At 68.2% G+C, this 25706-nt stretch carries 26 protein-coding genes, 1 pseudogene and 1 riboswitch; of the genes and pseudogenes, 19 read left to right on the top strand and 8 right to left on the bottom strand.

Features of this window, described 5'->3' with window-relative positions:
* Positions 1-88: 88 nt before the first annotated feature.
* Positions 89-1717: a GMC family oxidoreductase gene (locus AXW83_RS22155; protein WP_066617401.1), complete on the top strand. Its 1629-nt coding sequence runs from the start codon at positions 89-91 to the stop codon at positions 1715-1717.
* A 41-nt stretch (positions 1718-1758) separates the two neighbouring features.
* Positions 1759-2271, top strand: a complete 513-nt coding sequence (locus AXW83_RS22150) for a hypothetical protein (protein ID WP_066617398.1) — start codon at positions 1759-1761, stop codon at positions 2269-2271.
* 15 nt (positions 2272-2286) lie between these two features.
* Here AXW83_RS22150 and AXW83_RS22145 read toward each other — a convergent pair whose 3' ends face one another.
* A complete protein-coding gene (locus AXW83_RS22145) occupies positions 2287-3258 on the bottom strand; it encodes a D-2-hydroxyacid dehydrogenase (RefSeq protein ID WP_066617396.1) in 972 nt (323 codons plus the stop codon).
* A gap of 94 nt (positions 3259-3352) precedes the next feature.
* The gene (cobD, locus tag AXW83_RS22140; protein WP_335339326.1) at positions 3353-4351 is read right to left on the bottom strand and encodes a threonine-phosphate decarboxylase CobD; all 999 of its coding nucleotides are present in this window, start codon (positions 4349-4351) and stop codon (positions 3353-3355) included.
* 17 nt (positions 4352-4368) lie between these two features.
* Between cobD and cbiB the strand changes: the two genes are divergently transcribed.
* From cbiB to AXW83_RS22125, 3 genes and pseudogenes are all read left to right on the top strand, one after another.
* A complete protein-coding gene (gene cbiB / locus AXW83_RS22135; RefSeq protein WP_066617392.1) occupies positions 4369-5358 on the top strand; it encodes an adenosylcobinamide-phosphate synthase CbiB in 990 nt (329 codons plus the stop codon).
* Positions 5359-5426: 68 nt separating this feature from the next.
* Positions 5427-5651 carry a ribbon-helix-helix domain-containing protein gene (locus AXW83_RS22130; RefSeq protein WP_066621059.1) on the top strand — a complete coding sequence of 75 codons (225 nt, stop codon included), beginning with the start codon at positions 5427-5429 and terminating at the stop codon, positions 5649-5651.
* Positions 5648-6090 (top strand): annotated as a pseudogene (locus AXW83_RS22125) (TA system VapC family ribonuclease toxin). The gene AXW83_RS22130 and the pseudogene AXW83_RS22125 overlap by 4 nt, the downstream one beginning before the upstream one ends.
* A 4-nt stretch (positions 6091-6094) precedes the next feature.
* Here the strand turns inward: AXW83_RS22125 and cobO are convergent.
* Positions 6095-6706 (bottom strand): cob(I)yrinic acid a,c-diamide adenosyltransferase, encoded by a 612-nt coding sequence (gene cobO, locus AXW83_RS22120; protein WP_066617390.1) that lies wholly within the window; start codon positions 6704-6706, stop codon positions 6095-6097.
* A gap of 13 nt (positions 6707-6719) precedes the next feature.
* Positions 6720-7238, bottom strand: a complete 519-nt coding sequence (cobU, locus tag AXW83_RS22115) for a bifunctional adenosylcobinamide kinase/adenosylcobinamide-phosphate guanylyltransferase (protein WP_066617386.1) — start codon at positions 7236-7238, stop codon at positions 6720-6722.
* Positions 7239-7408: 170 nt separating this feature from the next.
* Positions 7409-7593: riboswitch (cobalamin riboswitch) on the top strand.
* Between the two features lie 37 nt (positions 7594-7630).
* Here cobU and AXW83_RS22110 point away from each other — a divergent pair.
* The 9 genes from AXW83_RS22110 to cobJ all read left to right on the top strand — a co-directional run bounded on the left by AXW83_RS22110 (position 7631) and on the right by cobJ (position 17537).
* On the top strand, positions 7631-7804 hold the full coding sequence (locus AXW83_RS22110) for a CbtB domain-containing protein (RefSeq protein ID WP_066621057.1): 174 nt from the start codon (positions 7631-7633) through the stop codon (positions 7802-7804).
* A gap of 10 nt (positions 7805-7814) precedes the next feature.
* Positions 7815-8555, top strand: coding sequence for a CbtA family protein (locus AXW83_RS22105; RefSeq protein ID WP_066617382.1), 741 nt, complete (start codon positions 7815-7817; stop codon positions 8553-8555).
* A gap of 99 nt (positions 8556-8654) precedes the next feature.
* Entirely contained in the window at positions 8655-9050 is a 396-nt protein-coding gene (locus tag AXW83_RS22100) for a DUF1636 family protein (protein ID WP_066617379.1), read from the top strand.
* The gene (gene cobW / locus AXW83_RS22095) at positions 9047-10084 is read left to right on the top strand and encodes a cobalamin biosynthesis protein CobW (protein WP_066617377.1); all 1038 of its coding nucleotides are present in this window, start codon (positions 9047-9049) and stop codon (positions 10082-10084) included. The genes AXW83_RS22100 and cobW overlap by 4 nt, the downstream gene beginning before the upstream one ends.
* Positions 10085-10093: 9 nt before the next feature.
* Positions 10094-13711 carry a cobaltochelatase subunit CobN gene (gene cobN, locus AXW83_RS22090; protein WP_066617375.1) on the top strand — a complete coding sequence of 1206 codons (3618 nt, stop codon included), beginning with the start codon at positions 10094-10096 and terminating at the stop codon, positions 13709-13711.
* Positions 13708-15165, top strand: a complete 1458-nt coding sequence (locus AXW83_RS22085; protein ID WP_082767321.1) for a hypothetical protein — start codon at positions 13708-13710, stop codon at positions 15163-15165. The genes cobN and AXW83_RS22085 overlap by 4 nt, the downstream gene beginning before the upstream one ends.
* A complete protein-coding gene (locus tag AXW83_RS22080; protein WP_066617370.1) occupies positions 15162-15794 on the top strand; it encodes a precorrin-8X methylmutase in 633 nt (210 codons plus the stop codon). The genes AXW83_RS22085 and AXW83_RS22080 overlap by 4 nt, the downstream gene beginning before the upstream one ends.
* A 43-nt stretch (positions 15795-15837) precedes the next feature.
* The gene (locus AXW83_RS22075) at positions 15838-16557 is read left to right on the top strand and encodes a precorrin-2 C(20)-methyltransferase (protein WP_236841983.1); all 720 of its coding nucleotides are present in this window, start codon (positions 15838-15840) and stop codon (positions 16555-16557) included.
* Positions 16558-16667: 110 nt separating this feature from the next.
* Positions 16668-17537, top strand: a complete 870-nt coding sequence (gene cobJ / locus AXW83_RS22070; protein WP_082767320.1) for a precorrin-3B C(17)-methyltransferase — start codon at positions 16668-16670, stop codon at positions 17535-17537.
* On the opposite strand, the gene AXW83_RS22065 is transcribed toward cobJ, so the two are convergent.
* Entirely contained in the window at positions 17480-18244 is a 765-nt protein-coding gene (locus AXW83_RS22065; RefSeq protein WP_066617365.1) for a cobalt-precorrin-6A reductase, read from the bottom strand. The two genes, cobJ and AXW83_RS22065, sit on opposite strands and share 58 nt — an antisense overlap.
* On the opposite strand from AXW83_RS22065, the gene AXW83_RS22060 reads away from it, so the two are divergent.
* The 3 genes from AXW83_RS22060 to cobM all read left to right on the top strand — a co-directional run bounded on the left by AXW83_RS22060 (position 18243) and on the right by cobM (position 20801).
* Positions 18243-19493, top strand: a complete 1251-nt coding sequence (locus tag AXW83_RS22060) for a bifunctional cobalt-precorrin-7 (C(5))-methyltransferase/cobalt-precorrin-6B (C(15))-methyltransferase (RefSeq protein ID WP_066617362.1) — start codon at positions 18243-18245, stop codon at positions 19491-19493. The two genes, AXW83_RS22065 and AXW83_RS22060, sit on opposite strands and share 2 nt — an antisense overlap.
* 157 nt (positions 19494-19650) lie before the next feature.
* A complete protein-coding gene (locus AXW83_RS22055; protein ID WP_066617359.1) occupies positions 19651-20040 on the top strand; it encodes a cobalamin biosynthesis protein in 390 nt (129 codons plus the stop codon).
* Complete coding sequence (cobM, locus tag AXW83_RS22050) at positions 20037-20801, top strand: precorrin-4 C(11)-methyltransferase (RefSeq protein ID WP_066617356.1); 765 nt, start codon at positions 20037-20039, stop codon at positions 20799-20801. The genes AXW83_RS22055 and cobM overlap by 4 nt, the downstream gene beginning before the upstream one ends.
* Positions 20802-20806: 5 nt before the next feature.
* Here cobM and AXW83_RS22045 read toward each other — a convergent pair whose 3' ends face one another.
* The gene (locus AXW83_RS22045; protein WP_066621053.1) at positions 20807-21907 is read right to left on the bottom strand and encodes a cobalt-precorrin-5B (C(1))-methyltransferase; all 1101 of its coding nucleotides are present in this window, start codon (positions 21905-21907) and stop codon (positions 20807-20809) included.
* Positions 21908-22041: 134 nt separating this feature from the next.
* Between AXW83_RS22045 and AXW83_RS22040 the strand changes: the two genes are divergently transcribed.
* Positions 22042-23361, top strand: a complete 1320-nt coding sequence (locus AXW83_RS22040; protein WP_066617353.1) for a cobyrinate a,c-diamide synthase — start codon at positions 22042-22044, stop codon at positions 23359-23361.
* 11 nt (positions 23362-23372) lie between these two features.
* Positions 23373-23978, top strand: a complete 606-nt coding sequence (gene bluB / locus AXW83_RS22035; RefSeq protein ID WP_156640295.1) for a 5,6-dimethylbenzimidazole synthase — start codon at positions 23373-23375, stop codon at positions 23976-23978.
* Between the two features lie 198 nt (positions 23979-24176).
* On the opposite strand, the gene AXW83_RS22030 is transcribed toward bluB, so the two are convergent.
* Complete coding sequence (locus tag AXW83_RS22030) at positions 24177-24830, bottom strand: 3-oxoacid CoA-transferase subunit B (protein ID WP_066617348.1); 654 nt, start codon at positions 24828-24830, stop codon at positions 24177-24179.
* A gap of 13 nt (positions 24831-24843) precedes the next feature.
* Positions 24844-25551 carry a CoA transferase subunit A gene (locus AXW83_RS22025; protein ID WP_066617343.1) on the bottom strand — a complete coding sequence of 236 codons (708 nt, stop codon included), beginning with the start codon at positions 25549-25551 and terminating at the stop codon, positions 24844-24846.
* Positions 25552-25706 lie beyond the last annotated feature (155 nt).

Here is a 25706-nt window from a genome sequence, read left to right as displayed (position 1 = left end):
CCTTCCGCGCCATTGCGGCAAGGCTGTCCTGCGACTATCGCTCGCAGTCGATGAGAGCGGGATCGCCCGCCGGCACGCGGGAAACACCATGTCTGAATGCAGGACCATCGGCACCTTCGACTATATCGTCATCGGGGCAGGCTCGGCCGGCTGCGTGGTGGCGAACCGACTGTCTGCCGACCCCAGAAAGCGGGTCTTGGTATTGGAAGCCGGCGGGCAGGACGACTGGATCTGGTTCCACGTCCCGGTCGGCTATCTCTATGCGATCGGCAATCCGCGCGCCGACTGGCTGTTCCAGACCGAACCGCAGGAAGGCCTGGGCGGCCGGGCTCTGGCCTATCCGCGCGGCAAGGTGGTCGGCGGCAGCTCGGCGATCAACGCCATGATCTATATGCGCGGCCAGGCCGCCGACTATGACGGCTGGCGGCAGATGGGCCTCTCGGGCTGGGGCTGGGACGATGTCCTGCCTCTCTTCCTCAAGCATGAGGACCATATTGCACCCGGCGAGAACGGTATGCACCGTTCCGGCGGGGAATGGCGTGTCGAGCATCCGCGCATCCGTTGGGCGATCCTCGACGCCATCCGCGACGCAGCAGAAAGCGCCGGCATTGCCAAGATCGAGGACTTCAACACCGGCGACAACGAAGGGTCGGCCTATTTCCAGGTCAACCAGCGGCGCGGCCGGCGTGTCACCTCTTACCGCGCCTTCCTCGTGCCGGCGCTCGAACGCGGCAACGTCCGGCTGGAGATCGGCGTCCTGGTGGAACGCGTCGTGGTCGAGAACGGCCGGGCGACAGCAGTCGAGTTCACCCATGCCGGCGAGAAACTGCGGGCCGAGGCTTCGGGCGAGATCGTGCTCAGCGCCGGGGCCGTCGGATCGCCGGCGATCCTCGAACGGTCGGGTATCGGCGACGGAGCCCGTCTGCAGGCGCTTGGCATCGAGACGGTCGCGAACCTGCCCGGCGTCGGCGAGAACCTGCAGGACCATCTCCAGATCAGGCCGGTCTACAAGGTCGAGGGCGTTCGCACGCTGAACAGCGACTATGCAAAACTCTGGCGACGGCCGCTGATGGCGCTGGAATATGCCGCGATGCGAACCGGACCCTTGACCATGGCACCTTCGCAGGTCGGCGCCTTCGCCAAATCCTCGGCCGATTATACCACCGCCAATCTCGAGTTCCACTTCCAGCCGCTGTCGCTCGACAAATGGGGGGACGGCCTTCACCCATTCGGTGCCTTCACCGCCAGCGTCTGCAACCTTCGCCCATCGAGCCGCGGCAGCGTCCATCTGAAAACCCCAAGGGCCGAGGACGCGCCGGCGATCTCGCCGAACTATCTGGCGACCGAGGAGGACCGGCGGGTCGCGGTCGATGCGCTGAAGCTGGCGCGCAGGATCGTCTCGCAGGCTCCGCTTGCCCGCTTCCGGCCGCAGGAGCACAGTCCAGGCCCGGCCGCGACCTCCGACGAGGCGCTGCTCGAGGCTGCAAAGGTGCTGGGCACGACGATATTCCATCCCGCCGGCACCGTCCGCATGGGTCGCGACGGCGACACGGGCGCCGTGCTCGACGAGCGGCTGCGCGTGCGCGGCATCGAAGGCCTTCGCGTCGTCGATGCCTCGGTGATGCCGGCGATTACCTCGGGCAACACCGCCGCGCCGACGATGATGATCGCGGAAAAGGCTTCGGGAATGATACGCGAGGATGCGCGCGGCCGCTGATCGGTCCCGCTATCTCGACCGTGACGAGGGAATTTCCTGCCATGCAATCGCCTTCACCACTCGACCTGCCGCGGCGTGCAGCCAAGCTGGTCTTGCAGGGCGTGTTGACCGCGGCAGTTCTGCTGGACGAGATCGCGCGGCCGCTCTACCGGCCCCTGGCACGATGGCTGGCGGGCCTGCGCATCGTCGCACGCATCGAGGCCTGGATCGCGGGACTACCGCGCCTCGTCATCCTGATCCTGCTCGCGGCCCATTTCGCGGTGGTCGAGCCGCTGAAGATCGTCGGGCTCTTCCTGATGGGCCGGGGACAAGTCGCGGCGGGCGTCTCGATCCTGGCGCTGGCCTATCTTGCAAGCTTCGTGATCGTCGAGCGCATCTACCATGCCGGACGGGCCAAGCTCCTGACCTATGGCTGGCTCGCATGGGCGATCACGCTGCTCACGTCGATCCGCGTCCGGATTTTTGCCTGGGTCAGGTCAAGCGCCGCCTATCAGGCCGTCGCGCGCCTCCGCGACGAGGTGCGGCGGCGGTGGCGCAGGCTCTCACGACCCTGAAGCAACCTGCATCACTCAGACGATCTGGTTGCGCAGGGAGGTCTCGCCCCGCCCCAGCCGGCCGAGATTCTCGAGCAGCAGATCGACGACATTGGCCTCGTAGCGCTGCGTCTCTCCCGCGCTGTGAGGCGTGACGACGACCTGGGGCAGCGCCCAGAACGGCGATGCCGGCGGCAGCGGCTCGTCGTGGAAGGTGTCGAGACCGGCACCGGCGATGCGGCCATCGGTCAAGGCGGCCAAGAGTGCGGTCTCATCGACGACCTTGCCGCGCGCGACGTTTATCAGCACGGCCGAAGGCTTCATCGCGGCGAGCGCCCGCGCGTCGATGAGCCCCTCCGTCTCCGGGGTCAGCGGGCAGGTCAAGGCGACGATGTCGGCCTGCGCAATGACTTCGTGCAGCTGGTCGGGGCGCACGATGGCCTCGATGCCGGCGACCGGCTCGGGCTGTCGGCGCACGCCGATGACGCGCAAGCCGAAGGCGCCGGCGAGCGCAGCCAGCCTGAGGCCTATGCGACCCAATCCGACGATGACCAGCGTCTTGCCGCCGAGTTCGTCCTCCCTGATGCTGCGATCGCCGATCATTGGACGCCAATGCCGGGTCGTCTGGTTGTCGCGGGCAAGGTGGATCTGGCGCGTCAGCGTCAGGATCAGGGCCATCGCATGTTCGGAGACGGCGCGCTCATTGGCGCCCTGAGCGCTGGCGAGCCGGATGCCGGCCGCCGAGAAAGCCGGCTTGTCGAACTGGTCGGTGCCGGCGCTGACCGACTGGACGAAGCGCAGTTTCGGCGCAGCCGCAATCAACTCGTTGCGCCACAGGCCCGAGACGACAAGCACGTCGAGCTCGGCTGCTCGCGCCTTCAACTCGTCGAGAGAGCGCATCTCGACGGATTTCGCCGCCGATCCGCGCGTCAGGAACTCGTCCTGCAACTGATAGGCGGCGTGGGCGAAACCGATGGTCAGTTCGCTGTCTCGGGGCAGGGTCGGCATTGCGTTACGGTCCTCGGCTATCGGATCGGTTCAGGTTATTGCCTTATCGACGGGTTGTCCCGGCAGTCAGCGCATGGGCGCAACGCCAGGTGGATCAGTGCGAGAAGGAGACCAGCGCCGCTTCCAGCCGCGCCCAGGCCGCAGCATCGCCGGGCAGGCCGAAACGCAGCCACGTCGCGTCGTTCTGGAAACGTCGGACATAAAGCCCCTGCCGCCCCAGATGAGCGAAGAGCGGGGGGGCGTCGGGTGTTGCCAGGAGCCGGAAGAGCGCCGTCCCCCCAAGAACTCGGCCATGGCGAGCGAGCAGCGTGTCGAGCCGGGCGGCGTCTGCGCGTCTGTCTGCGCCTGCCTGCATCAGCCATCGCGTATCGCGAAGCGCCAGCGCGCCGACATGCAGCGCCGGTCCCGCAACCGCCCAAGGCCCGAGCGCCGAGCGCAGCGCTTCGATGAGCGGCGGCTCGCCGATGGCGAAACCAAGCCGGAGGCCAGCCAGCCCATAGGTCTTGCCGAAGGAGCGCAACACGAGCGCGCCAGGCGGCAGAGTGGGAAGGATGCTGGTCTCGGGGGCGAAATCGGCAAAGGCCTCGTCGATGACGAGAAGCCCGCCCTTCGCCCTGCACTGCGCGGCGAGGTCCTGCAGCGCCCCGGTCGGCACGACTCGCCCATCGGGGTTGTTCGGATTGACCAGCACGGTCACCGACGCCTCGCCGGTCTCGCCAAGATCGGAGACCATCACGACATCGGCGCCGGCCTTGCGCCAGGCCGCCTCGTGCTCGGCATAGGTCGGCCCCAGCACCGCGACGCGCGCAGTGCCAACGAGGCGCGGCAGCATTTCGATCAGGATCTGCGTTCCGGGAGCCGCAACGATGCCGATTCCATCAGCTACGCGGTAAGCCGCTCGTGCTGCAGCCAGCAAAGCCGCCTCGTCGGACGAACCCGGCAGGTGTTGCCATAGGCTTAACGGCAGCTCCGGAAGCGGATAGGGAATGGGGTTGATGCCGGTGGAGAGATCGATCCAGGGTTTTGGTGCATCGGGAAACAGCGCCTGCGCCTGCGCCAGATCGCCACCATGCCAGATTGTCCCCTCAGCCACGATTATCCCCGCCCCGCATGACCTTGCCCAACACCCTGCCCCTGCTGCTCGCCGCGCTCGCGATCGAGGCCGCGTTCGGCTACCCGCAGGGCTTGTATGCGCGGATCGGCCATCCCGTCACCTGGATAGGCGCGCTGATCTCATGGCTCGACCGCAGGCTGAACTGGGAGACGGCATCCCTGGCGGCTCGCAAGGCTGCCGGCGTGCTGGCGCTTGCGATCCTGCTGACGGTGACACTGGCTGTAGCGCTCGGCCTGACGGCACTCTGTCGGATGCTGGGGCTGCTCGGCCTGCTGCCCTTGGCGCTTCTCGCCTCGAGCCTGCTGGCGCAGCGCAGCCTGCACGAGCACGTCGCACGCGTCGCCGACGGCCTTGAGCACGGCGGGCTGGCGGAAGGGCGCAAGGCCGTGGCGATGATCGTCGGGCGCAATCCCGAAAGCCTGGATGAAGCCGGCGTGGCGCGCGCCGCGACCGAAAGCCTGGCCGAGAATTTTTCCGACGGGGTCGTCGCACCCGCCTTCTGGCTTGGCCTCGGCGGCCTGCCCGGCATTGCGCTCTACAAGGCAGCCAACACCGCCGATTCGATGATCGGCCACAAGAGCGAGCGCCATCTCGCCTTCGGCTGGGCGGCAGCGCGCTTCGACGACCTGATCAATCTCCCGGCTTCGCGACTGACGGCACTGCTGCTGGTCGCAGCCGCGGCGCTGGACGCTGAGGCCGACGCCGGCGGCGCGTGGCGCGCGGTCAAGCGCGACGCGGGCGAGCACCGCTCACCCAATGCCGGCTGGCCGGAAGCGGCGATGGCCGGCGCGCTGGGGCTAAGGCTGGCAGGACCGCGCATCTATGGCGACATCGCCGTCGAGGATGGCTGGATGGGGGACGGGCGGGCGGAGGCGACTGCCGCGGACATCCGGCGTGCGCTGCGGCTGTATCGCCGGGCCTGCGGGTTGCTGTGGGGGCTGGCAGCGGTCGGGGTCGCTGTTGGATCGATGCTCCGGAACGCATGAGGACGCGCATCTTACCGCAGGGCGACCGTTAAGGTAGAATGCCTGCCAAAGCCAATGGGAAGGCGATCATGGGCACGCATGTGGCAATCGACGACGATGTCGTCCGCGCGGCGGAAAAGCTGGCGCAGGAACAGGACCGCACCGTCGGCGAGGTTATCTCTGAGTTGGCGCGGCGCGCATTGCCGGCGGAGCCTGAGATCGCTTATCGCAACGGATTTCCGCAATTGCCGAGCCGACCCGGCGTGGTAGTCACACTGGAACTGGTCAACGCGCTTCGCGACGAAGAGCCGTGACGTATCTGCTCGACGTCAACGTTCTGATCGCGCTGATCAACCCGCTGCACGTTCATTCCTCGGCCGCTCATGACTGGTTTTCGGCCAACGCTAGGAACTCCTGGGCAACGTGTCCTATCGTCGAGAACGGCGTGGTGCGCATTCTCGGTAATGCACGTTATCCCTTCCCGCTGGCGCAATCATCCCCTGCCGGCGTGGCGCGAATTCTCAGCAAACTCCGCTCCGTTCCCGGCCATGTTTCTGGCCGGACGCCATCAGCCTATTCGACGACGCCATTGTCGATCTTTCGCGATTGCGTCATTCGCGAGAGGTCACTGACACTTATCTGCTGGCCCTGGCAGCCTCGAAGAATGGCCAACTTGCAACCTTCGACACGCAGATCAGGATCGACTCCGTCCTCGGCGGCGCCGCTGCTCTTCACCTGATACCGACCGGCTAAACGCTCAGAACTCGATCCCAGCTTGCGCCTTCACGCCGGCCGCGAAGTGGTGCTTGACCAGCGTCATCTCGGTAACGAGGTCGGCTGCGGCGATCAGTTCGGGCTTGGCGTTGCGGCCCGTGACGACGATGTGCAGGTCGGGCCGGCGGGCGGCGAGCGTCGCGACGACTTCGTCGAGCGGCAGGTAGTCGTAGCGCAGTGCGATGTTGAGTTCGTCGAGCACGAGCAGGCGGATGCCGGGATCCGCCATGAGGTCCTTCGCCTTCTCGAAGGCGCGGCCGGCGGCGGCGATGTCACGAGCCTTGTCCTGCGTCTCCCAGGTAAAGCCCTCGCCCATGGTATGCCAGGTGATCTGCTCGCCGAAAGCATCGAGCGCCTTGCGTTCGCCGGTCTCCCAGGCGCCCTTGATGAACTGCACGACGCCGACGCGCCAGCCATGGCCGAGGGCGCGCAGCATCAGCCCGAAAGCGGCCGTCGACTTGCCCTTGCCGGGGCCGGTGTTGACGATCAGCAGACCCTTCTCGATCGTCTTGCTGGCGACCTCGGCGTCCTGGACCGCCTTGCGCTTTTCCATCTTCGCCTTGTGGCGAGCGGCTTCGTCCGTATCGATCGTCATCACTTCAGCTTCTTCATTTCACTTGCATCGCCAGTCCCGCGACCATGAAGACCACGCGGTCGGCCTGCGTCGCAAGGCGCTGGTGGAGCCGACCGGCCTCGTCGCGGAAGCGCCTGGCCAGCGCATTGTCGGGAACGATGCCGAGGCCGACCTCGTTGGAGACCAGCACGACGGGACCGGCCGCGGCCTCGTAGGCTGCCACCAGCTCGGTCGCCGCGGCGGCGGTGTCGTGCTCCGCCAGAATCAGGTTGGTCAGCCAGAGCGTCAGGCAATCGACCAGGATCGGTTGACCGACCGGCACGCTGCGAATTGCTTCCGGCAGCGCCAGCGGCGCGTCGATCGTGATCCAGTCCTGCGAGCGGCGTGCCCGGTGCTCGGCGATCCGCGCCTGCATCTCGTCGTCATAGGCCTGCGCCGTTGCGATGTAGTGCCATGGCGGCGAGAACGCCTCTATCAGCGCCTCGGCATGGCGGCTCTTGCCCGAGCGGGCGCCGCCGAGGACGAGGGTGAGATTAGGCAGGCTTTCGATCATCGTGGCTCTTCGCAAAAACAAGCCCTCATCCTGAGCAGCGGCCGTCAGGCCGTCTCGAAGGATGCTCCAGCGCGCTCTGGAGCATCCTTCGAGACGCCGCTTCGCGGCTCCTCAGGATGAGGGCTTGGAAGGAAGCTAGCGAGTGCATTGCACAGGCGCCCGCACATGGCTAATGATCATGATCGACGGTGCCCCGGCAACGGGGTGAAAAGGGAACGCGGTGAGATACCGCGGCTGCCCCCGCAACTGTAAGCGGTGAGTTTTGCGCCATCGGCCACTGGGAGCGATCCCGGGAAGGCGGCGCGAAACGTCTTGATCCGCGAGCCAGGAGACCTGCCGTCGTCGTATCCGCAATCCAACAGGCCGCCGGCGGGGCGGCCAGGAGACTCATGATGAACACTGCTTCAATCGCCTCCCAAGGCAGCGTCTCCGAACGGGTGAAGGCGGCAGCTGCTGCCCTCGCGCTCGGGGCGGTGCTGGTTTTCACGGTCGGCTTCGCGCATTCGACCAGCATCCACAACGCCGCCCACGATACGCGCCACACCCTCGCCTTCCCCTGTCACTGAGGGAACGGACATGGTCAATCGCGTTCTCACGGTCAGCCTTCTGGCCGGGCTTCTGGCTGGGCTCGTCATCGCCGCGCTCCAGCATGTCACGACAACTCCGCTGATCCTCAAGGCGGAAACCTATGAGGCGGCTCTGCGCGCTGCGCCGCCATCACTCGCCGCCTTCGACGGGCAGGCCCGCATCATCCTTGCCCACGGTCCTGCCGGCGAGGTTGCCGGACACGAGCATCCCGAGTGGAAGCCGGAGGACGGACTCCAGCGCACGGCATTCACCACGCTCGTCACGGTCGCGACCGCGATCGGCTTCGCGGCGCTGCTGCTCGGTGGCATGATCGCGGCGGGCGAAACGATCGACGACAGGCGGGCGCTCGCCTGGGCGGCCTGCGGCTTCCTCGCCTTCGGACTGGTGCCGGCAGCCGGGCTGGCACCGGAACTGCCGGGCAGCGCCGCAGCCGAATTGCTGCATCGCCAGATCTGGTGGATCGCAACCGCTCTGGTAACGGCGGGCGGGCTCTTCGTCTTCCTGCGGATAGAGACAACCTGGCTGCGGGCTCTGGCGGTGCTGGCGATGCTCGTGCCTCACCTCATCGGCGCGCCGCATCCGGCCGCGCCTGAGAGCCGGGTGCCCGCAGAGATCGCGGCGCATTTCACCGCGCTGTCGCTCAGCCTCCAAGCCGCGCTCTGGCTATCAACAGGACTTGCCGTCGGCGTGCTCTGGCCCTGGGCCACGCGCCGCGCCGCCAGAGCCTGACGCAGCGCGGCCTTTGCGGGCCGCGCCCCGAAGCCCTATGCGCGCAGGCCCGACCGGACAAAGTCCGCGATCTCACGGGACCAGCGCGGGAGGCGATTCATGTCGCAGCGCGACCTCACGATCCATGTCTGCACCGCCTGCCGGCGTGTGAGGGAAGACCTTGCCGAGGGCTATGACCAGCCGGGCCTCGACCTCGCGGAGGCGCTGACCGGGCGTCTCGCCGGCGCGGAGGGCATCGCGGTGCTGGCCGTCGAATGCCTCGCCGTCTGCAAGCGGCCCTGCACCGTCGCCTTCGCGGCCGACGGCAAATGGACCTATCTCGTCGGCGATCTCGATACGCAGACCCATCTCGACGATATCGTCGGCGCTGCACAGGCCTATGCGGCCAGCGCCAACGGCATCATTCCCTGGAAAGAACGGCCGCTCCCCTTCCGCAAGGGCGTGGTCGCGCGCGTGCCGCCGCTCGTGGCCCGCGAACAAGGACCGACTTCATGACCACAACGCTCGCAAAGGTGCCCTGCACCATCATCACCGGCTTCCTCGGCGCCGGAAAGACGACGCTGGTACGCCACCTCCTTGAGAACGCCGGTGGAAAGCGCCTCGCCGTGCTGGTCAACGAGTTCGGCGATCTGGGTTTCGACGGGGAATTCCTCAAGGGCTGCGGCATTTCCGGCTGCACCGAGGATGATGTCGTCGAACTGCCCAATGGCTGCATCTGCTGCACCGTCGCCGACGATTTCGTGCCGGCGCTGGAGAAACTGCTCAACCGGCCGAATCCGCCCGAGCACATCCTGATCGAGACCTCGGGCCTGGCCCTGCCCAAACCGCTGGTCACCGCCTTCAACTGGCCGGCGATCCGAAGCCGGGTCACGGTCGACGGCGTCATCGCCGTGGTCGACGGACCGGCTGTGGCGGAGGGCCAGTTCGCCGACGATCCTGATGCGATGGCGGCGCAGGCGGCGCAGGATTCGTCGGTCGAGCATGACAACCCGCTGGAAGAGGTGTTCGAGGACCAGATCCTCTGCGCCGATCTGATCCTGCTCAACAAGAGCGATCTGATCGACGAGGCGGCGAAGGCCCGCGTCAAGACCGAGATCGCCGCGCATCTGCCCAAGGCGATCAAGATCGTCGAGACCAACCATGGCAAGGTCGAGCCGGCGCTCATCATTGGCCTCAGCGCCGCCGCCGAGAGCGATCTTGCGGCGCGACCCTCGCATCACGGCGAGGGCGAGGATCACGACCACGACGACTTCGACTCGGTCTCCCTGCCGCTGCCGGCCGGACTTTCGCCCGAGACGCTTTCGGCGCGGATGGGCAAGGCGGCCGAGGCGCAAGGCGTTTTGCGGCTGAAGGGTTTTGCCAGCGTGCCCGGCAAGCCGATGCGGCTCGTCGTGCAAGGCGTCGGCCGACGCGTCAGCCACCATTTCGATCGGGCCTGGGGCGAAGGCGAGGCGCGCGACGGGCGGCTCGTGGTAATCGGGCTGAAGGGCTTCGACCAGGCGGCCGTCACTGCTGCCCTGGCCGGATAAGCCCAGACCATGCACCTCCTCCCGACCAGCGAGATCAGGCTCGATGACGGCGAGGACGCCGTCGATCTCGACCTGCCGCCGGGAGATGTGCTGGTGCTGTCCTATGCCGACAGCGACCTTTCGGCGCTGGCGGCCGCTGTAGATGGGAGCGGCTTTTCGATCAGTCTAGCCTCGCTGCGGCGGCTGAAACATCCGCTCTCGGTCGATCTAATGATCGAGAAGACGGCGACGACTTGCCGCTTCGTGCTTGTGCGCTGTCTCGGCGGGCTGGATTACTGGCGCTACGGCATCGAACGGCTGGCCGCCGCCTGTCGGGCGCATAGCGTCGCGCTCGCGGTGCTGCCGGGCGACGACCGGGCTGATGCGCGGCTGGCGGAATACGGGACGGTGCCGGCGGCCTGTGCCGAGGCGCTGCTGGCGTATTTCCAGGCCGGCGGCGTCGAGAACATGCGGCGACTGGTGGCGGGGATCGAGCTTGTTCTCATAGCACAGCGCGACCCCTCATCCGGCGCTGCGCGCCACCTTCTCCCGCAGGGGGAGAAGGGAGCCGGCGCCGCTCTTCCCTTTTCCCCTTGCGGGAGAAGGTGGCCCGGCGAAGCCGGGACGGATGAGGGGTTTCCCGATCTGTCCGATCCTGGCTTCTTCCAGAGTTTGCCGCCTCCTCTGCCGCTACCCTCCCTCTTCGCGCTCGGTTCCGGCGCGACGCCTCTGCCTTGGCGCGAAGCACTCGCAGCGCTCGCAGCCGAGTGCGCTCTCATCCCCATCCTGGTCTACCGCTCCAGCGTGGGCGCCGGGGGCACCGCCATGGGCGAGGCGATCGCGGCCGCCCTTTCCGAGCGCGGCCATGCGCCGCTGATCCTCGCCCTGACCAGCCTTAAGGACTCTGCCGTAACCAGCGAACTCGCCGCGTTGATCGCAGAGCGCCGGCCATCGCTTATCGTTACCACCACCGCCTTTTCCGCCCGCGACGACGCGGGCTTCGTGCTCGACGCCGCCGACTGTCCAATCCTGCAGGCCGTCCCCGTGGGCAGCTCCCGCGAAGCCTGGGCCGCCTCGCCACGCGGGCTTTCGGCCGTCGATCTCGCCATGCAGGTCGCGTTGCCGGAGTTCGACGGGCGGCTCGGCGCGGTCCCCGTGGCGTTCAAGGCCGAGATCGACGATCCGGCGACGGGGCTTTCGATCCGCCGTCTGGTGCCCGATCCGGAGGGCGTCGCGGCGCTGGCCGATCTGGCGACGGGCTGGATCACGCTGGCCGCCAAGCCTGCGGCCGAGCGCAGGCTTGCGCTGGTGATGTCGGATTATCCTGCGCGTGGCGGACGGGCGGGGTTTGCCGTGGGACTCGATACGCCCGCGAGCGTGAGGGAGATTTCCGGTTTGCTGGCGGAGGCCGGTTACAACCTCGGCCCTATAGATCGCGCTGAGCGCCTCAACGCACCGCCCTGTCCCCTTCCCCCCGCTTGCGGTGGGGAAGGGTTAGGGATGGGGGGGCGTGCAGGACGTGCCTCGACGCCGGCAAACGGCGATGGCTCGGACTCTCCCCCCCACCCCGGCCCTCCCCACCGCAAGCGGGCGGAGGGAGAAGAGGGCGGCACGGCGTTGATGCACGCTCTCACCACCGGCCCGTCCAATTTCGCCGTGCCCCTCGCCGCCTACCGGGCCTGGCTCGACACGATCCCTGTCAGCGCGCGCGACAGCCTCATCGCCAGCCATGGCGATGAGGCCCACGACCCCGCCTGCAGCGATGGCGCCTTCCGCTTTCGCACGGTCCAGCGCGGCAAGCTCATCATCGCGCTGCAGCCGCCGCGCGATTCAGATCCCGACCGCAAGGCGCGCTATCACGATCCCGATGCGCCGCCGGGCCACGCTTACCTCGCCTTCTATCTTGGCTTGCGTGCCGTCATCGGCATCGACGCGCTGATCCATCTCGGCACTCATGGCACCACCGAATGGCTGCCAGGCAAGGCGGTGGCCCTGTCGGCCGCCTGCTGGCCGCGACTGGTCACGCAGGGGCTTCCGGTGATCTACCCCTATGTCGTCGATGACCCCGGCGAGGCCGCGCCGGCCAAGCGAAGGCTGTCGGCGATCACGCTCGGGCATCTGCCGCCGCCGCTCGCGGACACGGGAGCCGGCGGCGAGGTGGCGCTACTGCGCGATCTCGTCGAGGAGTTCTCTCAGGCACAGGTGATGGATCCGCGCCGGGCCGAGGTCGTGGCGCAAGAAATCCGCGAGCGGGCGCAGGCGAGCGGGCTCAGCGAGGCCTGCGGCGTCACAGCCAATCTCTCGATGAACGACGCTCTGACTCGGCTCGACGCGCATCTCTGCGACATCGCCGAACTGCCGTTCCGCGACGGGCTGCACGTCTTCGGGCAAGCACCGCACGATCCCGTCTCTTCGCAAAATGAGCGCGAAAACCTGCTGCGCGCGCTCAATGGACGCTTCGTGCCGCCCGGCCCCGCCGGCTCGCCTCAGCGCGGCCGGGCAGACGTGCTGCCGACCGGACGCAACCTTTCGACGCTCGACCCGCGCGCGATCCCGACGCGGGCTGCGGCGCGGCTCGGCGCGCTGGCGGCCAACGCCGTGATCGCGCGGCATCTGCAGGAGCATGGCGACCACCCGCGCCGGATCGTGATGGATCTGTGGGCTTCGCCGACCCTGCGCTCGGGCGGCGAGGATATCGCCCATGCGCTGGCGCTGATGGGCGTCGCGCCGCTCTGGGACGATGCCTCGACGCGGGTCACCGGCTTTGCGATCACGCCGCAGCCGAAGCTGTCGCATCCGCGCCTCGACGTGACGATCCGCATCTCCGGCGCTTTTCGCGACACGTTTCCGGGCCAGATCGCGCTGCTCGATGCCGCCACACGGGCCGTTGCCACGCTAGACGAGCCCGACGCGTGGAACGAGCCCGCCGCCGCACGACGGCGCGGCGAGACCGGCGCGCGCATTTTCGGTGCGGCGCCCGGCCGCTACGGCGCGGCCATGGCCGACCGGGCGCTTGACGGGGAGTGGGCTGGACGTGCCGATCTGGCGCAGGCCTATCTCGCGGCGTCCGATCATGCCTATGGCGGGGCCGAGGGCATAGCCGCCGCCGATGCCGGCTTCGTCGGGCGAGTGAAAGCCGCCGATGCTTTCGTCCATGTCAGCGACACGCCCGGGCGCGACATTCTGGAGGCGACGAGCGCTGCCGACGTCATCGGCGGGTTTGCCGCCGCCGTCGCCGCGCTCGGCGGCAAGGCCGCGCTCTACAGTGTCGATTCGTCGATGCCCGAGGCGCCGCGCGCCCGCACCCTGCCTGAGGATATCGCCCGGATCGTCCATGGCCGGCTGACGCATCCGCGCTGGATTGCCTCGCACCTCGCCCATGGCTGGCGCGGCGCGGCGGAACTGGCCGAGGCGGTCGATACGCTGTTCGTCTTCGCGGCCAGCACGGACGCGGTCTCCGACGGGCTATTCGAGGCCGTCTTCCAGGCCTGGTGCGCCGATGCGCAGATCTGGAGCGCGATCGAGGCCGCCAATGCGCCCGCTGCCGCCTCGATCCGCTCGCGGCTGGCAGAGGCACGACGGCGCGGGCTCTGGACCAGCCGGCGCAATTCCGTCGCCGCCTTCCTCGCGCGGGAGGCGGCGGAATGAGTGCGCTTCCCAAAGCTCCCGAGACGCGGGCGGCGCTGCGGCGTGGCTGGTGCCCCGGCACACTCAGGCCGATGGAGACCGGCGATGGCTGGCTGGTCCGGCTGCATCCGCCGGGCGGCGTGCTGACACCGGGTCAGATCGTCCGTATCGCCGCGCTGGCACACGAGCATGGCAACGGGCTGATCGAGATTTCGGCACGCGCAAACCTGCAGCTGCGCGGCGTCAGTGTGGCGACCCATCCCGCGCTGGTGGAGGCGCTGTTGAGCGAACGCCTCGTCGACGAGCACGACGGCGACGGGCCGCAGCGGCTGGCTCTGGTTTCGCCGCTCGCTGGAAGCACGGCACAACCGTGTCATTCCGGGGCTTCGCGCAGCGAAGCGCCTGGAACCCATAACCTCAGTCCTGTTGAAAGCGGCCACGACGACAGCGCATCTTTGCCTAGCGGTGGCGGATATGGGTTCCGGGCTCGCGGCTTCGCCGCGCCCCGGAATGACAGCGGTGGCGATTTCCTCGACGCAGCATTGCTTGCCGCCGAAATCGAGCGCGCGGGCCGCGCCATCCCCGGCCTGCAGACGAAGACGCTCGTCGTCGTCGACGGCGGCGGGGCGATGTCGCTCAACGGGTTCGCCGCCGACATCCGTGTCGTCGCGGTGTCCGGAGACGCCGTGGCGATCGGTCTTCCGAGCGGCCTCTGGCTCGGAGCAACGCTGGCGGAGGCGGCGAAGGCCGTCGCGACAATCCTGCGCGGCTTCGCCGCCCGCCAACTTGGCGCGCCAGACACGATCTGCCGGCTGCGCGATCTGCCGGCCGAGGAACAGGCACGACTCTCGGGCTTGCCACAGACACATGCGCCGGCACCCCGTCCCGCACCGCGCCGCGTCGGACTGTTCGATCTCGGAACGGGACGCTTTGCCGCCATGGTCGGACTACCCTTCGGCCGTTGCGATGCGTCGACACTGGCGCGGATGGGCGAAAGCGCGGAGCGGCTGGGCGCCCGCATGTTGCGGCTGTCGCCTTGGCGCGGGCTGGCCTGCCTCGGTCTGTCGCTTCACGCGGCAAAAACCTGGCTCGACGAGGCGCGCCGCCTCGGCCTGATCACGGACGACTGCGACGCTCGGCTGTCGATCCAGGCCTGCGCCGGCAAGCCGGCCTGCCTGCGTGCGGAGGCTGACGCGATGGCCGACGCCGCGCGTCTTGCCGAAGTGGCTTCGCCGCTGCTGGCACAAGGGCTGACCCTGCACATTTCGGGCTGCGTCAAATCCTGCGCACATTCTGCCGCTGCCGATCTCACGTTAGTCGGGCGGGACGGGCGCTATGGCGTGGTGATAGCAGGCACGACGCGCGATGCGGCCCTGGCCGAGCTTGACCTTTCCGAAATCCTGCGGCGTCTGCAGCCGGGACAGGATCTCTCCGACCGCCTGATGGCGGGCCGCACATCGGAACCGGGCTTTTGAACACGCGCTACGACTACATCCACGACGGGGCGGCGATCTATGAGCGCTCCTTCGCGATCATCCGCGCGGAAGCCGACCTGTCGCGTTTCGAGGGCAGCGCAGCTCGGCTCGTGGTGCGGATGATCCATGCCTGCGGCATGACCGACCTGCCCAAGGATGTGGCGATGTCGGCCGATTTTTGCACGGCCGCCGAGGCCGCGCTGCGCGCAGGCGCGCCGATCCTATGCGACGCCAAGATGGTCGCCAACGGCGTCACCCGCGCCCGCCTGCCCGCCGGCAACGCAGTGATCTGCACGCTGGACGATCCCCGCACACCGGCGCTCGCGACCGAGATGGGCACGACGCGCTCGGCCGCCGCGATGGAATTCTGGCGTCCGCAGCTCGGCGGCGCGCTCGTCGTCATCGGCAATGCCCCGACCGCGCTGTTCCACCTGCTCGAAATGCTCGATGCCGGCGCGCCCAAGCCTGCCGCGGTGATCGGGATTCCGGTTGGCTTCGTCGGCGCGGCGGAATCGAAGCAGGCGCTGGCCGATGACGGGCGCGTACCTTTCCTCGTCGTGCGTGGGCGGCGCGGCGGTTCGGCAATGGCGGCTGCCGCCGTCAATGCGCTGGCCCAAGAGAAGGAATGAGCCGGTGACGCTCGAACCGGCCCAATCTACCGCTGGAAAGGCGATGCTGTTCGGCGTGGGGCTTGGTCCCGGCGACCCGGACTACATGACAGTGCGGGCGCGCGACATCATCCTGAAAGCCGACCGGCTGGTGCATTTCTGCAAACGCGGCCGGCGCGGCAATGCCCGCGTCACGGCCGATGCCGTGGTCGCACCCGATCCGGCGCGCGAGATCGAGCTCGCCTTTCCGGTGACGACCGAGGCCGAGGTCGGCGAGGCGGCCTATGACGGGCCGATCACCGCCTTCTACGACGAGGCCGCGGCAAGACTGGCCGCCGAGATGGAGGCCGGCCGCACGCTCGCCGTGCTCTGCGACGGCGACCCGTTCTTCTACGGCTCCTTCATGCATCTCTGGCGGCGGCTGAGCCCTCGCTTTGCGACCGAGGTGGTGCCCGGCGTCACCGGCATGGCCGGCGCCTGGACGCGGGCCGGCGCGCCAATCACCTGGGGCGACGACGTGATGACCGTGTTGCCGGGCACGCTGCCCGAGGGCGAGCTGGTCCGTCGCCTGGTCGATACCGATGCGGCCGTGATCATGAAGCTCGGCCGCAACCTGCCCAAGGTCCGCCGCGCCTTGAAGACCGCGGGACTGATTCACCGCGCGATCTATGTCGAGCGCGCGACCATGGCCGAGCAGGTCGTGGCGAAGCTTAGCGACAAGGGTGACGATGAGGCGCCGTATTTCTCGATGGTGCTGGTGCCCGGCGAGGGGCGGCGGCTGTGACCATGGACTTACCCCTTTCCGATCCCAACTCTCCGCCGTCATCCCGGACAAGCGGCGAAGCCGCGCCGATCCGGGACCCATTCCGGAGCCTTTCCGAGAAAGGTTCAGGCATGGAACCCGGGTCTCCGCTGGGCTCCGCCCGGGATGACAGCGCGGAGGTGGAAACGGACGAGCTTCGACACAAAGCGGCGGAAGGCTCGCTGACCATCGTCGGGCTCGGCCCCGGCGCGGCGCATTGGCTGACGCCGGCGGCTCAAGCCGCGATCGAGGCTGCGAGCGATCTCGTCGGTTATGCCCCCTATCTCGACCGCCTTCCAGCTCGCGCAGGTCAGACGAGACACGCTTCTGACAACCGCGTCGAGATCGCGCGCGCCGAACATGCACTGCGGCTCGCGACGACGGGCAGAACCGTTGCCGTCGTCTCCGGCGGCGATCCCGGGGTGTTCGCGATGGCGGCGGCGGTATTTGAGGCGTTGGAAGGCGGCGAGCCGGAATGGCTTACATTGCCGATCACGGTCGAACCCGGCATCACCGCCATGCTCGCTGCCGCCGCAAAGGCTGGTGCACCGCTCGGCGGCGATTTCTGCGCGATCTCGCTGTCGGACAATCTGAAACCCTGGGAGGTGGTGACGGCGCGGCTCGAGGCGGTGCTGAAGGCCGATTTCGTGATCTGCCTCTACAATCCGATATCGAAGGCGCGGCCTTGGCAACTGGGCGAAGCGCTCAAGCTCGCCGCGGTGCATCGCGCGGGCCAAACGCCCGTGATCTTCGCCCGCGCCGTGGGGCGCCCCGACGAAGTCCTGCGCGTGCTGACGCTGACCGAGGCCATCACAGTTGCGGAATCTGCCGACATGGCGACGCTGGTGATGATCGGCGCCTCATCGACCCGGCTGATCGCGCGCGGAGATGCTGCACCTTACGTCTATACGCCGCGCTCGGTAACGAAGAGCCCCTGCGCCACCAGCCAGGGCAGGACCTGATCGATATGCTCGACGCTCTCGACATCGGGCTTGGCCGGCCGCTCGACCATGATCACCGGGAGCCCGAGCCGGCGCGCAGCGATGAGCTTGCCGGCGGTGGCGTCGCCGCCGGAGTTCTTGGTGACGAGGATCTCGACGCCTTCGCGGCGCATCAGATCCTCCTCGTCATCGGCATGGAACGGCCCGCGCTGCTGGATCACGGTGACGTCGTGAAGCGGAAGCCGGTCGCCGATCGGCTCGATCACGCGCACGAGATAGCGATGGCGCGGCGAGTCGGCGAAATGGGGCAGTTCGAGCCGGCCGACGGTAAGGAAGACGCGCCTTGGCGTCGTGCCAAGCGCCTCGACGGCGGCGTCCATGTCGATGACCGAGTTCCAGCGATCGCCCTCGCGCGGTTCCCAGGGCTTGCGGCGGATCGCCAGCAGAGGCACGTTCTCGGCCTTGCAGGCGGCCTGCGCATGAAAAGGCATAATCGCAGCAAAGGGATGGGTCGCATCGACGACGGCGACGATGCCTTCTTCCTGCAGATAGCGCCGCAGACCCTCGATGCCGCCGAAGCCGCCGATGCGGACGGGAAGGTTCAGGGGCCTGGGATCGGCGGTATGCCCAGCCAGGGAAACGATGGCGCGAATTTCGGGAGCCTGGTCGGCCAGATGCCGGTCAAGTGCTGCCGCTTCGCTGGTTCCGCCGAGGATGAGGACGGTCATGTCACTAGTTACGCTTGAAACGGATAGGCTGTCGAGCCGGGACGAGACCGGGCCGTGGCTCGCGCTGATCGGCCTCGGCGAGGACGGCCGGGCGGGGCTGTCGCCGGAGGCGCTGGCCGCCCTCGACGACGCGGAGATCGTGTTCGGCGGCGAGCGCCATATCGCGCTGGTGGGTGCCGTGCCGGGCGAATTGCGGGCCTGGCCGCAGCCCTTCCGCAACGCCCTGCCGGCGATCCTGGCCGAGCGCGGCCGCAAGGTCTGCGTGCTCGCGACCAGCGATCCTTTCCATTACGGAATCGGGGCCGGTCTGACCAAGGCGATCCCGGCGCAGGAGATGCGGATCATCCCGCAGATCTCCTCCTTCGCGATGGCCTGCACACGGATGCGCTGGCCGCAGGAGGAATGCGCGCTGGTCTCGCTGCATGGCCGCACGCTCTACCGGATCGTGCCGCATCTGCAGCCGGGAGCCCGCATCCTCGCTCTGTCATGGGACGAGACGACGCCGCGTGCCGTCGCCGAACTGATGAGCGCGCGCGGCCTGGGTGCCAGCCGCATCGTCGTGATGGAAGCGCTCGGCGGCCCGCAGGAGCGCGTCCGCGAGACCCGCGCCGACGCCTTTGCCTTCGACGACATCGTGCCGCTGAACATGATCGCGGTCGATGTCGCGGCCGGGCGTGATTCACGCATCCTGCCGCTGGCGCCGGGGCTCGACGAGGACTGGTTCGCCCATGACGGGCAGATCACCAAATCGGAGATCCGCGCGATCACGATCTCGGCGCTCGCGCCACGCGGCGGCGAACTGCTCTGGGATGTCGGCGCGGGCTCGGGTTCCGTCGCGATCGAATGGTGCCAGCGCCATCTCCGCAACCGGGCGGTCGCCTTCGAGGCCAAGCCGGAACGGGCCCACCGCATCACCCGCAACAAGGTCGAGCTCGGAGGGCTTTCGGTCGAGGTCGTCGGCGCGGCGCCTGAGGGTTTTGCCGGACGGCCTGCACCGGATGCGGTCTTTATCGGCGGCGGGCTGACGGTGGAGGGGCTGTTCGAGGGTGCCTGGACGGCGCTGAAGCCGGGCGGCCGGCTTGTCGCCAATGTCGTGACGATCGAAGGCGAGGCGAAGCTCGCGGCGCTCCATGCCGCGCATGGCGGTTCGCTGCGGCGCATCTCGATCGACCGACTCGCCCCCGTCGGCAGCAAGCATGGCTGGCGGCCGGCGATGCCGGTGACGCAATGGCGGGTCGAGAAGCCGTGAGATTGCTTTCCTCCACCCACGCCGTCATTCCGGACAAGCCGCGAAGCGGCGCCGATCCGGAATCCATCATAGAGTGCTGCCGGTGCCCTATGATAGATTCCGGGTCTGCGCTTCGCTTGCCCGGAATGACGGTGTGGGTGGCATCGAGGACTGAGCGATGATCGGCCGCCTCGTCGCGGGGCTGGGCTTGCGGCCCGGTACCAGCGAAGCCGACATCCTCGCCTGCCTGGACGAAGCGCTGGCGCTTGCCGGTGTCGCGGGCGAAGGCACGCCGCGGCTCGCCACGCTGTCGAGCCGGATGACCGAACCGGGGCTTACCGCCGCTGCCGCCAGCCGCGCGGCCGAACTCGTGGTTGTGCCCGACGAGGCGCTCAAGGACTATGAGGCCGCCTGCGCCACGCGCTCGACCCGGATCGTCTCGCTCTATGGCGTCGGTTCGGTGGCGGAAGCCGCCGCACTCGCCGCTGCGGGACCGGGCGGAACGCTGGTCCAGCCGCGCATCGCGACGGCGCGCGTGACCTGTGCGCTGGCGAGAGCGGCATCATGACCGTCCATTTCATCGGCGCCGGCCCCGGCGCACCCGATCTCATCACCGTGCGCGGGCGCGATCTGATCGCGAGCTGCCCGGTCTGCCTCTATGCCGGCTCGCTGATCCCGAAGGCGATGCTCGACTGGTGCCCAGCCGGCGCACGCATCCTCGATACCGCCCCGCTCGATCTCGATGCGATCATCGCGGAGATGAAAACAGCGCACGAGGCCGGGCAGGACGTGGCGCGGCTGCATTCGGGCGACGTTTCGATCTGGAGCGCCTGTGGCGAACAGATGCGCCGGCTCGACGCGCTCGGCATACCCTACGACGTGACGCCCGGCGTCCCGGCCTTTGCGGCGGCGGCCGCGGCACTCAGGCGCGAACTGACGCTGCCGGGCGTGGCGCAGTCGCTCGTGCTGACGCGCACATCCGGTCGGGCTTCGGCGATGCCTCCGAAGGAGACGCTCGCGACCTTCGCGGCGTCCGGCGCGACGCTTGCGATCCATCTGTCGATCCATGTGATCGAGCAGGTGGTGAGCGAGCTCTCGCCGTTCTACGGGCCGGATTGCCCCGTCGCGATCGTGTTCCGCGCATCCTGGCCCGATGAGCGCGTGCTGCGCGGGACGCTGTCGGGCATCGCGGCGCAGGTGCGGGAGTCAGGGCTGGAGCGCACGGCGCTGATTCTGGTCGGGTCGGCGCTGGGCTCGGGCGATTTCGGCGAGAGCGCGCTATATTCGGCAGGCTATGATCGCCGCTTCAGGCCGGGAGGCGGCGCATGAGAGCCTCAGCCGATCTTTCGGAACGGCGTCTTCGCCACCAATCCGCCCTGCCGGTCGAACACCGCGATCTCCAGTTCCGAATCAGGCACGCCGAGCGAGCGGGCAGCATTCGTCCAGGCATATCCCGCAACCACCTCGGCCAGCGGCAGGCCGGCGGCTTGGGCTCGTTGCAGCACCTCCAACGCGGTGTTCGCCTGCGGCACCCACGCGGCGAGATCCTCGCCGCCACCGGCCTCGCGCAACCGATCCGACAGCCAGGCGAGATCGACGGGCCCAGCGCGCGAGTGAAGATCGAGCATGCCCTGGCCGAGCTTGACCATCTTTGCGAAGCCGCCGGCGATCGTGACGCGCGCGACCGGGTGCTTGCGCAGGTATTTGAGCATTCCACCGGCGAAGTCGCCCATGTCGATGAGGGCCTGCTCGGGCAGGCCGTGAAGCTGCCGGATCGCAGCCTCGGAGGTCGATCCGGTGGCGCCGGCGACATGGTTCAGGCCCGTCGCGCGCGCGACATCGATGCCGCGATGGATCGAATGGATCCAGGCGGCGCAGGAGAACGGGATCACGATCCCGGTCGTGCCGAGGATCGACAGCCCGCCGACGATGCCGAGTCGCGGATTCATGGTCTTTTGCGCGATGATGTCGCCGCCGGGGATGGCGATGGTGACGGTGACATCGCGCGGGCCGCTGGTCGCGGCCTGCGTCTCAGCCAGAGCCTGTCGGATCATCTCGCGCGGCATCGGGTTGATGGCGGGCTCGCCGACCGGCAAGGGCAGGCCCGGCAGCGTGACCGTGCCGACGCCCTCTCCGGCCTGGAAGACGATGCCTGCCCCGGCAGGCGCCGGACCGACATGGACAAGCACGGTCGCGCCATGGGTGACGTCGGGATCGTCGCCGGCATCCTTGACGATGCCGGCCTGCGCGCCTTCGGCATGGACGGCATGGCTGGCGAGCGCGAAGGCCGGCTGCTGTCCGCCCGGCAGTGTGATGACGACCGGATCGATGAATTCGCCCGTCACCCAGCCGACATAGGCGGATTTGGCGGCCGCCGCGGCGCAGGCGCCCGTCGTCCAGCCGCGCCGCAATTCCCCTGTTGGCATCTCGTCCATGGCGGATTGCATAGCGCAGGCGCGGGCCGGCGTCAGTCATCGTCATTGCGAGCGCAGCGAAGCAATCGAGGGGGACTCGGAGCGCGCGGCTGTAGATTGCTTCGCTGCGCTCGCAATGACGCTGGAGCCCGCCCATGACCGCGCCCGGCCTCATCATCGCGGCTCCCCGCTCGGGCTCGGGCAAGACCACGATCACGCTCGGGCTGCAGCGGGCTCTGGTGCGCCGAGGCTTGACCGTGCGCGGACTGAAATGCGGGCCGGACTATATCGACCCCGCCTTCCATGCGGCGGCGACGGGCGCGCCCAGTGCCAATCTCGATTCCTTCGCCATGCCGACAGCCCTGCTGCACCAGATCGCGAAGGGCGCGGCCGACGGGGCCGACCTCATCATCGCGGAAGGCTCGATGGGGCTGTTCGACGGCGTGCCAGGACCTGAGGGCCGCACCGGTGCCAGCGCCGATGTCGCGGCGCTGTTCGGCTGGCCGATCCTGCTCGTAATCGACGTTTCGGGACAGGCGCAATCGGCTGCGGCCATTGCACTTGGCTGCATGCATTACGATCCGCGCATCAGCATCGCCGGCGTGATCCTCAACAAGGTCGCGAGCGAGCGGCACAGCCGGCTGGTCGGGCAGGGCATGGCCAGGATCGGGCTGCCGGTGCTCGGCGCGTTGCCGCGCGAGGCGAGCTTGATCCTGCCGGAGCGCCATCTGGGACTGGTGCAGGCCGGCGAGACGGCGGATTTGCATCAGCGGCTCGATGCGTTGGCGGATGCCGTGGCGGCGGCAGTCGATCTCGATGCGATCGTCGCGGTGGCCGGCGCGACGACCGTGGCGTCGGCTGTCATGGCCGCCCCTGCCCTGCCCACGCCCGGCCGGTGCATCGCGATCGCGCGCGATGCCGCCTTCAGCTTCGTCTATCCCCATGTCGAGGCGGGCTGGCGCGCGAGCGGCGCCGAACTCGTGCCGTTCTCACCACTGGCCGACGAAGCACCACCGGACGAATGCGACGCCTGCTGGCTGCCCGGCGGCTATCCCGAGCTGCATGCCGGCAGGCTGGCGGGCGCGTCGCAGTTCCTTGAGGGGCTGCGCGGCTTCGCGCAGACGCGGCCGGTGCATGGCGAATGCGGCGGCTACATGGTTTTGGGCAAAAGCCTGATCGATGCCGATGGCGTCAGTCACGCCATGGCCGGGCTGCTCGGGGTCGAGACCTCCTTTGCCCGGCGCAAGATGAACCTCGGCTATCGCCGCGCCGTGCTGCAGGCGGACGGGCCGCTCGGCGACGCCGGCCAGGCCCTGACGGGGCATGAGTTCCACTACGCCACCATCGTCTCGACGGGCGACGATGCGCCCTTCGCGATGGTGACGGACCCGCATGGCTCAGCCCCCATGCCCGCCGGAAGCCGGCGCGGGCTGGTGACCGGCTCGTTCTTCCACGCCATCGCGGTGGCGCCGTGAGTTCGCCGCCGGTGTTCGACGCAGCCTTCGCCGCCCAGTTCGGCCAATTGCTGGCGTGGCGGCGCGATGTCCGGCGCTTCCGGCGCGAGGCGCTGCCCGACGGGCTGGTCGAGCGGCTGCTGGCGCAGGCGGAGCTTTCGCCTTCGGTAGGGCACTCGCAGCCCTGGCGCTGGGTGCGCGTCATGCGGGAGGCGCAGCGCGAGGCGGCGCAAGCGAGCTTCGCACGCTGCAACCGGCAGGCGCTCGACGATTACGAGGGTGAGCAGGCAAGGCTCTATGCCAGCCTCAAACTGGAGGGGATGCGAGAGGCGCCCGAGCAGATTGCGGTGTTCTGCGACCATGCAACCCGGCAAGGACACGGGCTCGGGCAGAAAACCATGCCCGAGATGCTGGACTACTCCGTCGTCGCGGCGATTACGCAGTTCTGGCTGGCGGCGCGGGTCGCGGGCGTCGGGGTGGGATGGGTGTCGATCCTGGAGCCGAAGGTCGTGCGCGAGGTGCTGGGCGCGCCGCCGGAGTGGCGGCTGATCGCGTGGCTGTGCGTGGGGTGGCCGGAGGAGGAGAGCGAGGTGCCGGAGCTGGTGCGGGCGGGTTGGGAAAGCGGGCGGGGGCGGTAGCAGAAAACCCCAACGATGGAGCACGGGGAATCCCTCTCCTGTAAGGAGAGGGGCAGGGGAGAGGTGACGGACGTTTCGAGATTGGCCTGAACGGGAGTGCGGATAGGATCGTGTTTAGCTGGTTGAAGGGCCGACCCCTCACCCTGCCCTCTCCCTACGGGAGAGGGTTCCCAGCGCTCTTGGCCCGAAGGTTCGAGCTTACACCGCGACCTTGAACGCCGCTTCCGTCTTGCTCGTGATCTCGTCGAGCGTGACGCCCTCGGCGAGTTCGATCAGGGTCATGCCGCCGCCATTCTCGTCGATCGCAAAGACGCCGAGGTCGGTGATGACCATGTCGACGACCCCCGCGCCGGTCAGCGGCAGGTCGCAGGCCTTGAGAAGCTTGGCCGATTCCGAGCCGTCCTTGTTCTTGGCGACGTGCTCCATGACCACCACGACCTTCTTGACGCCGGCGACGAGGTCCATGGCGCCGCCCATGCCCTTCACCACCTTGCCAGGGATCATCCAGTTGGCGAGGTCGCCGTTTTCCGCGACCTGCATAGCGCCTAGGATCGAGAGGTCGATATGGCCGCCGCGGATCATGCCGAACGAGTCGGCCGAGGAGAAATAGCTCGTCGTCTTGAGTTCGGTGATGGTCTGCTTGCCGGCGTTGATCAGGTCGGGATCCTCGTCGCCCTCATAGGGAAACGGGCCCATGCCGAGCATGCCGTTTTCGGACTGGAGCTGAACCGAGACACCTTCGGGGATGTAGTTCGAGACCAGCGTCGGGATGCCGATACCGAGGTTGACGTAGTAGCCGTCCTTCAGTTCCTTCGCCGCGCGCGCGGCGATCTGTTCGCGGGTCCATGCCATTGTCTTGATCTCCTCAGGCCGCACGCTTGCGCACGGTGCGCTGCTCGATGCGCTTGGCCGCGTTGGTGACGTGCACGATCCGCTTCACGAAGATGCCGGGCGTGTGCATCTGGTCAGGGTCGATCTCGCCGGCCGGCACCAGATGCTCGACCTGGGCGATGGTCATGCGCGAGGCCGAGGCCATCATCGGATTGAAGTTCCGCGCTGTCTTCCGATAGACGAGGTTGCCTTCGGTGTCGGCCTTCCAGGCGTGGACGAGGGAGAGATCGGCGAAGAGGCCGCGTTCCATGATATAGCGCTCGCCGTCGAACTCGCGCTCCTCCTTGCCCTCCGCGACAAGCGTGCCGACGCCGGTCTTGGTGTAGAAGGCCGGGATGCCGGCGCCGCCGGCGCGGATGCGCTCCGCCAGCGTACCTTGCGGGGTGAATTCGAGCTCGAGTTCGCCGGCGAGGAACTGCTGGGCGAAGAGCTTGTTCTCGCCGACATAGGACGAGATCATTTTCCTGATCTGGCGGGTTTCTAGCAGGATACCGAGGCCGGCCCCGTCGATGCCGGCATTGTTCGAGATGAAGGTCAAATCCTTGGCGCCGCTCTCCCGCACCGCCTCGATCAGGATATCGGGGATGCCACAAAGACCGAAGCCGCCGGCCATGATCGTCATGCCGTCCTTGATGGCCCCGGCGAGTGCCGCCTTGGCGTCGGGAAAAACCTTCTTCGACATTGTGTTGCCCTTGCCTCTGGAATGTTCTGTCGTCGACTGGCCTAGCGAACCACGGAAAGCAGTAGCCGAGCCGATGGTGAGCTTGCAACATCGACCGCTCCAAACCTTGACGCCGCAGTTGCCATCCGCCATCGCTCGGCCCGTGTCCAACCGCC

The organism is Bosea sp. PAMC 26642, from assembly GCF_001562255.1.
Lineage (GTDB): Bacteria > Pseudomonadota > Alphaproteobacteria > Rhizobiales > Beijerinckiaceae > Allobosea.
This window is presented reverse-complemented; position numbering and strand designations above follow the sequence as displayed.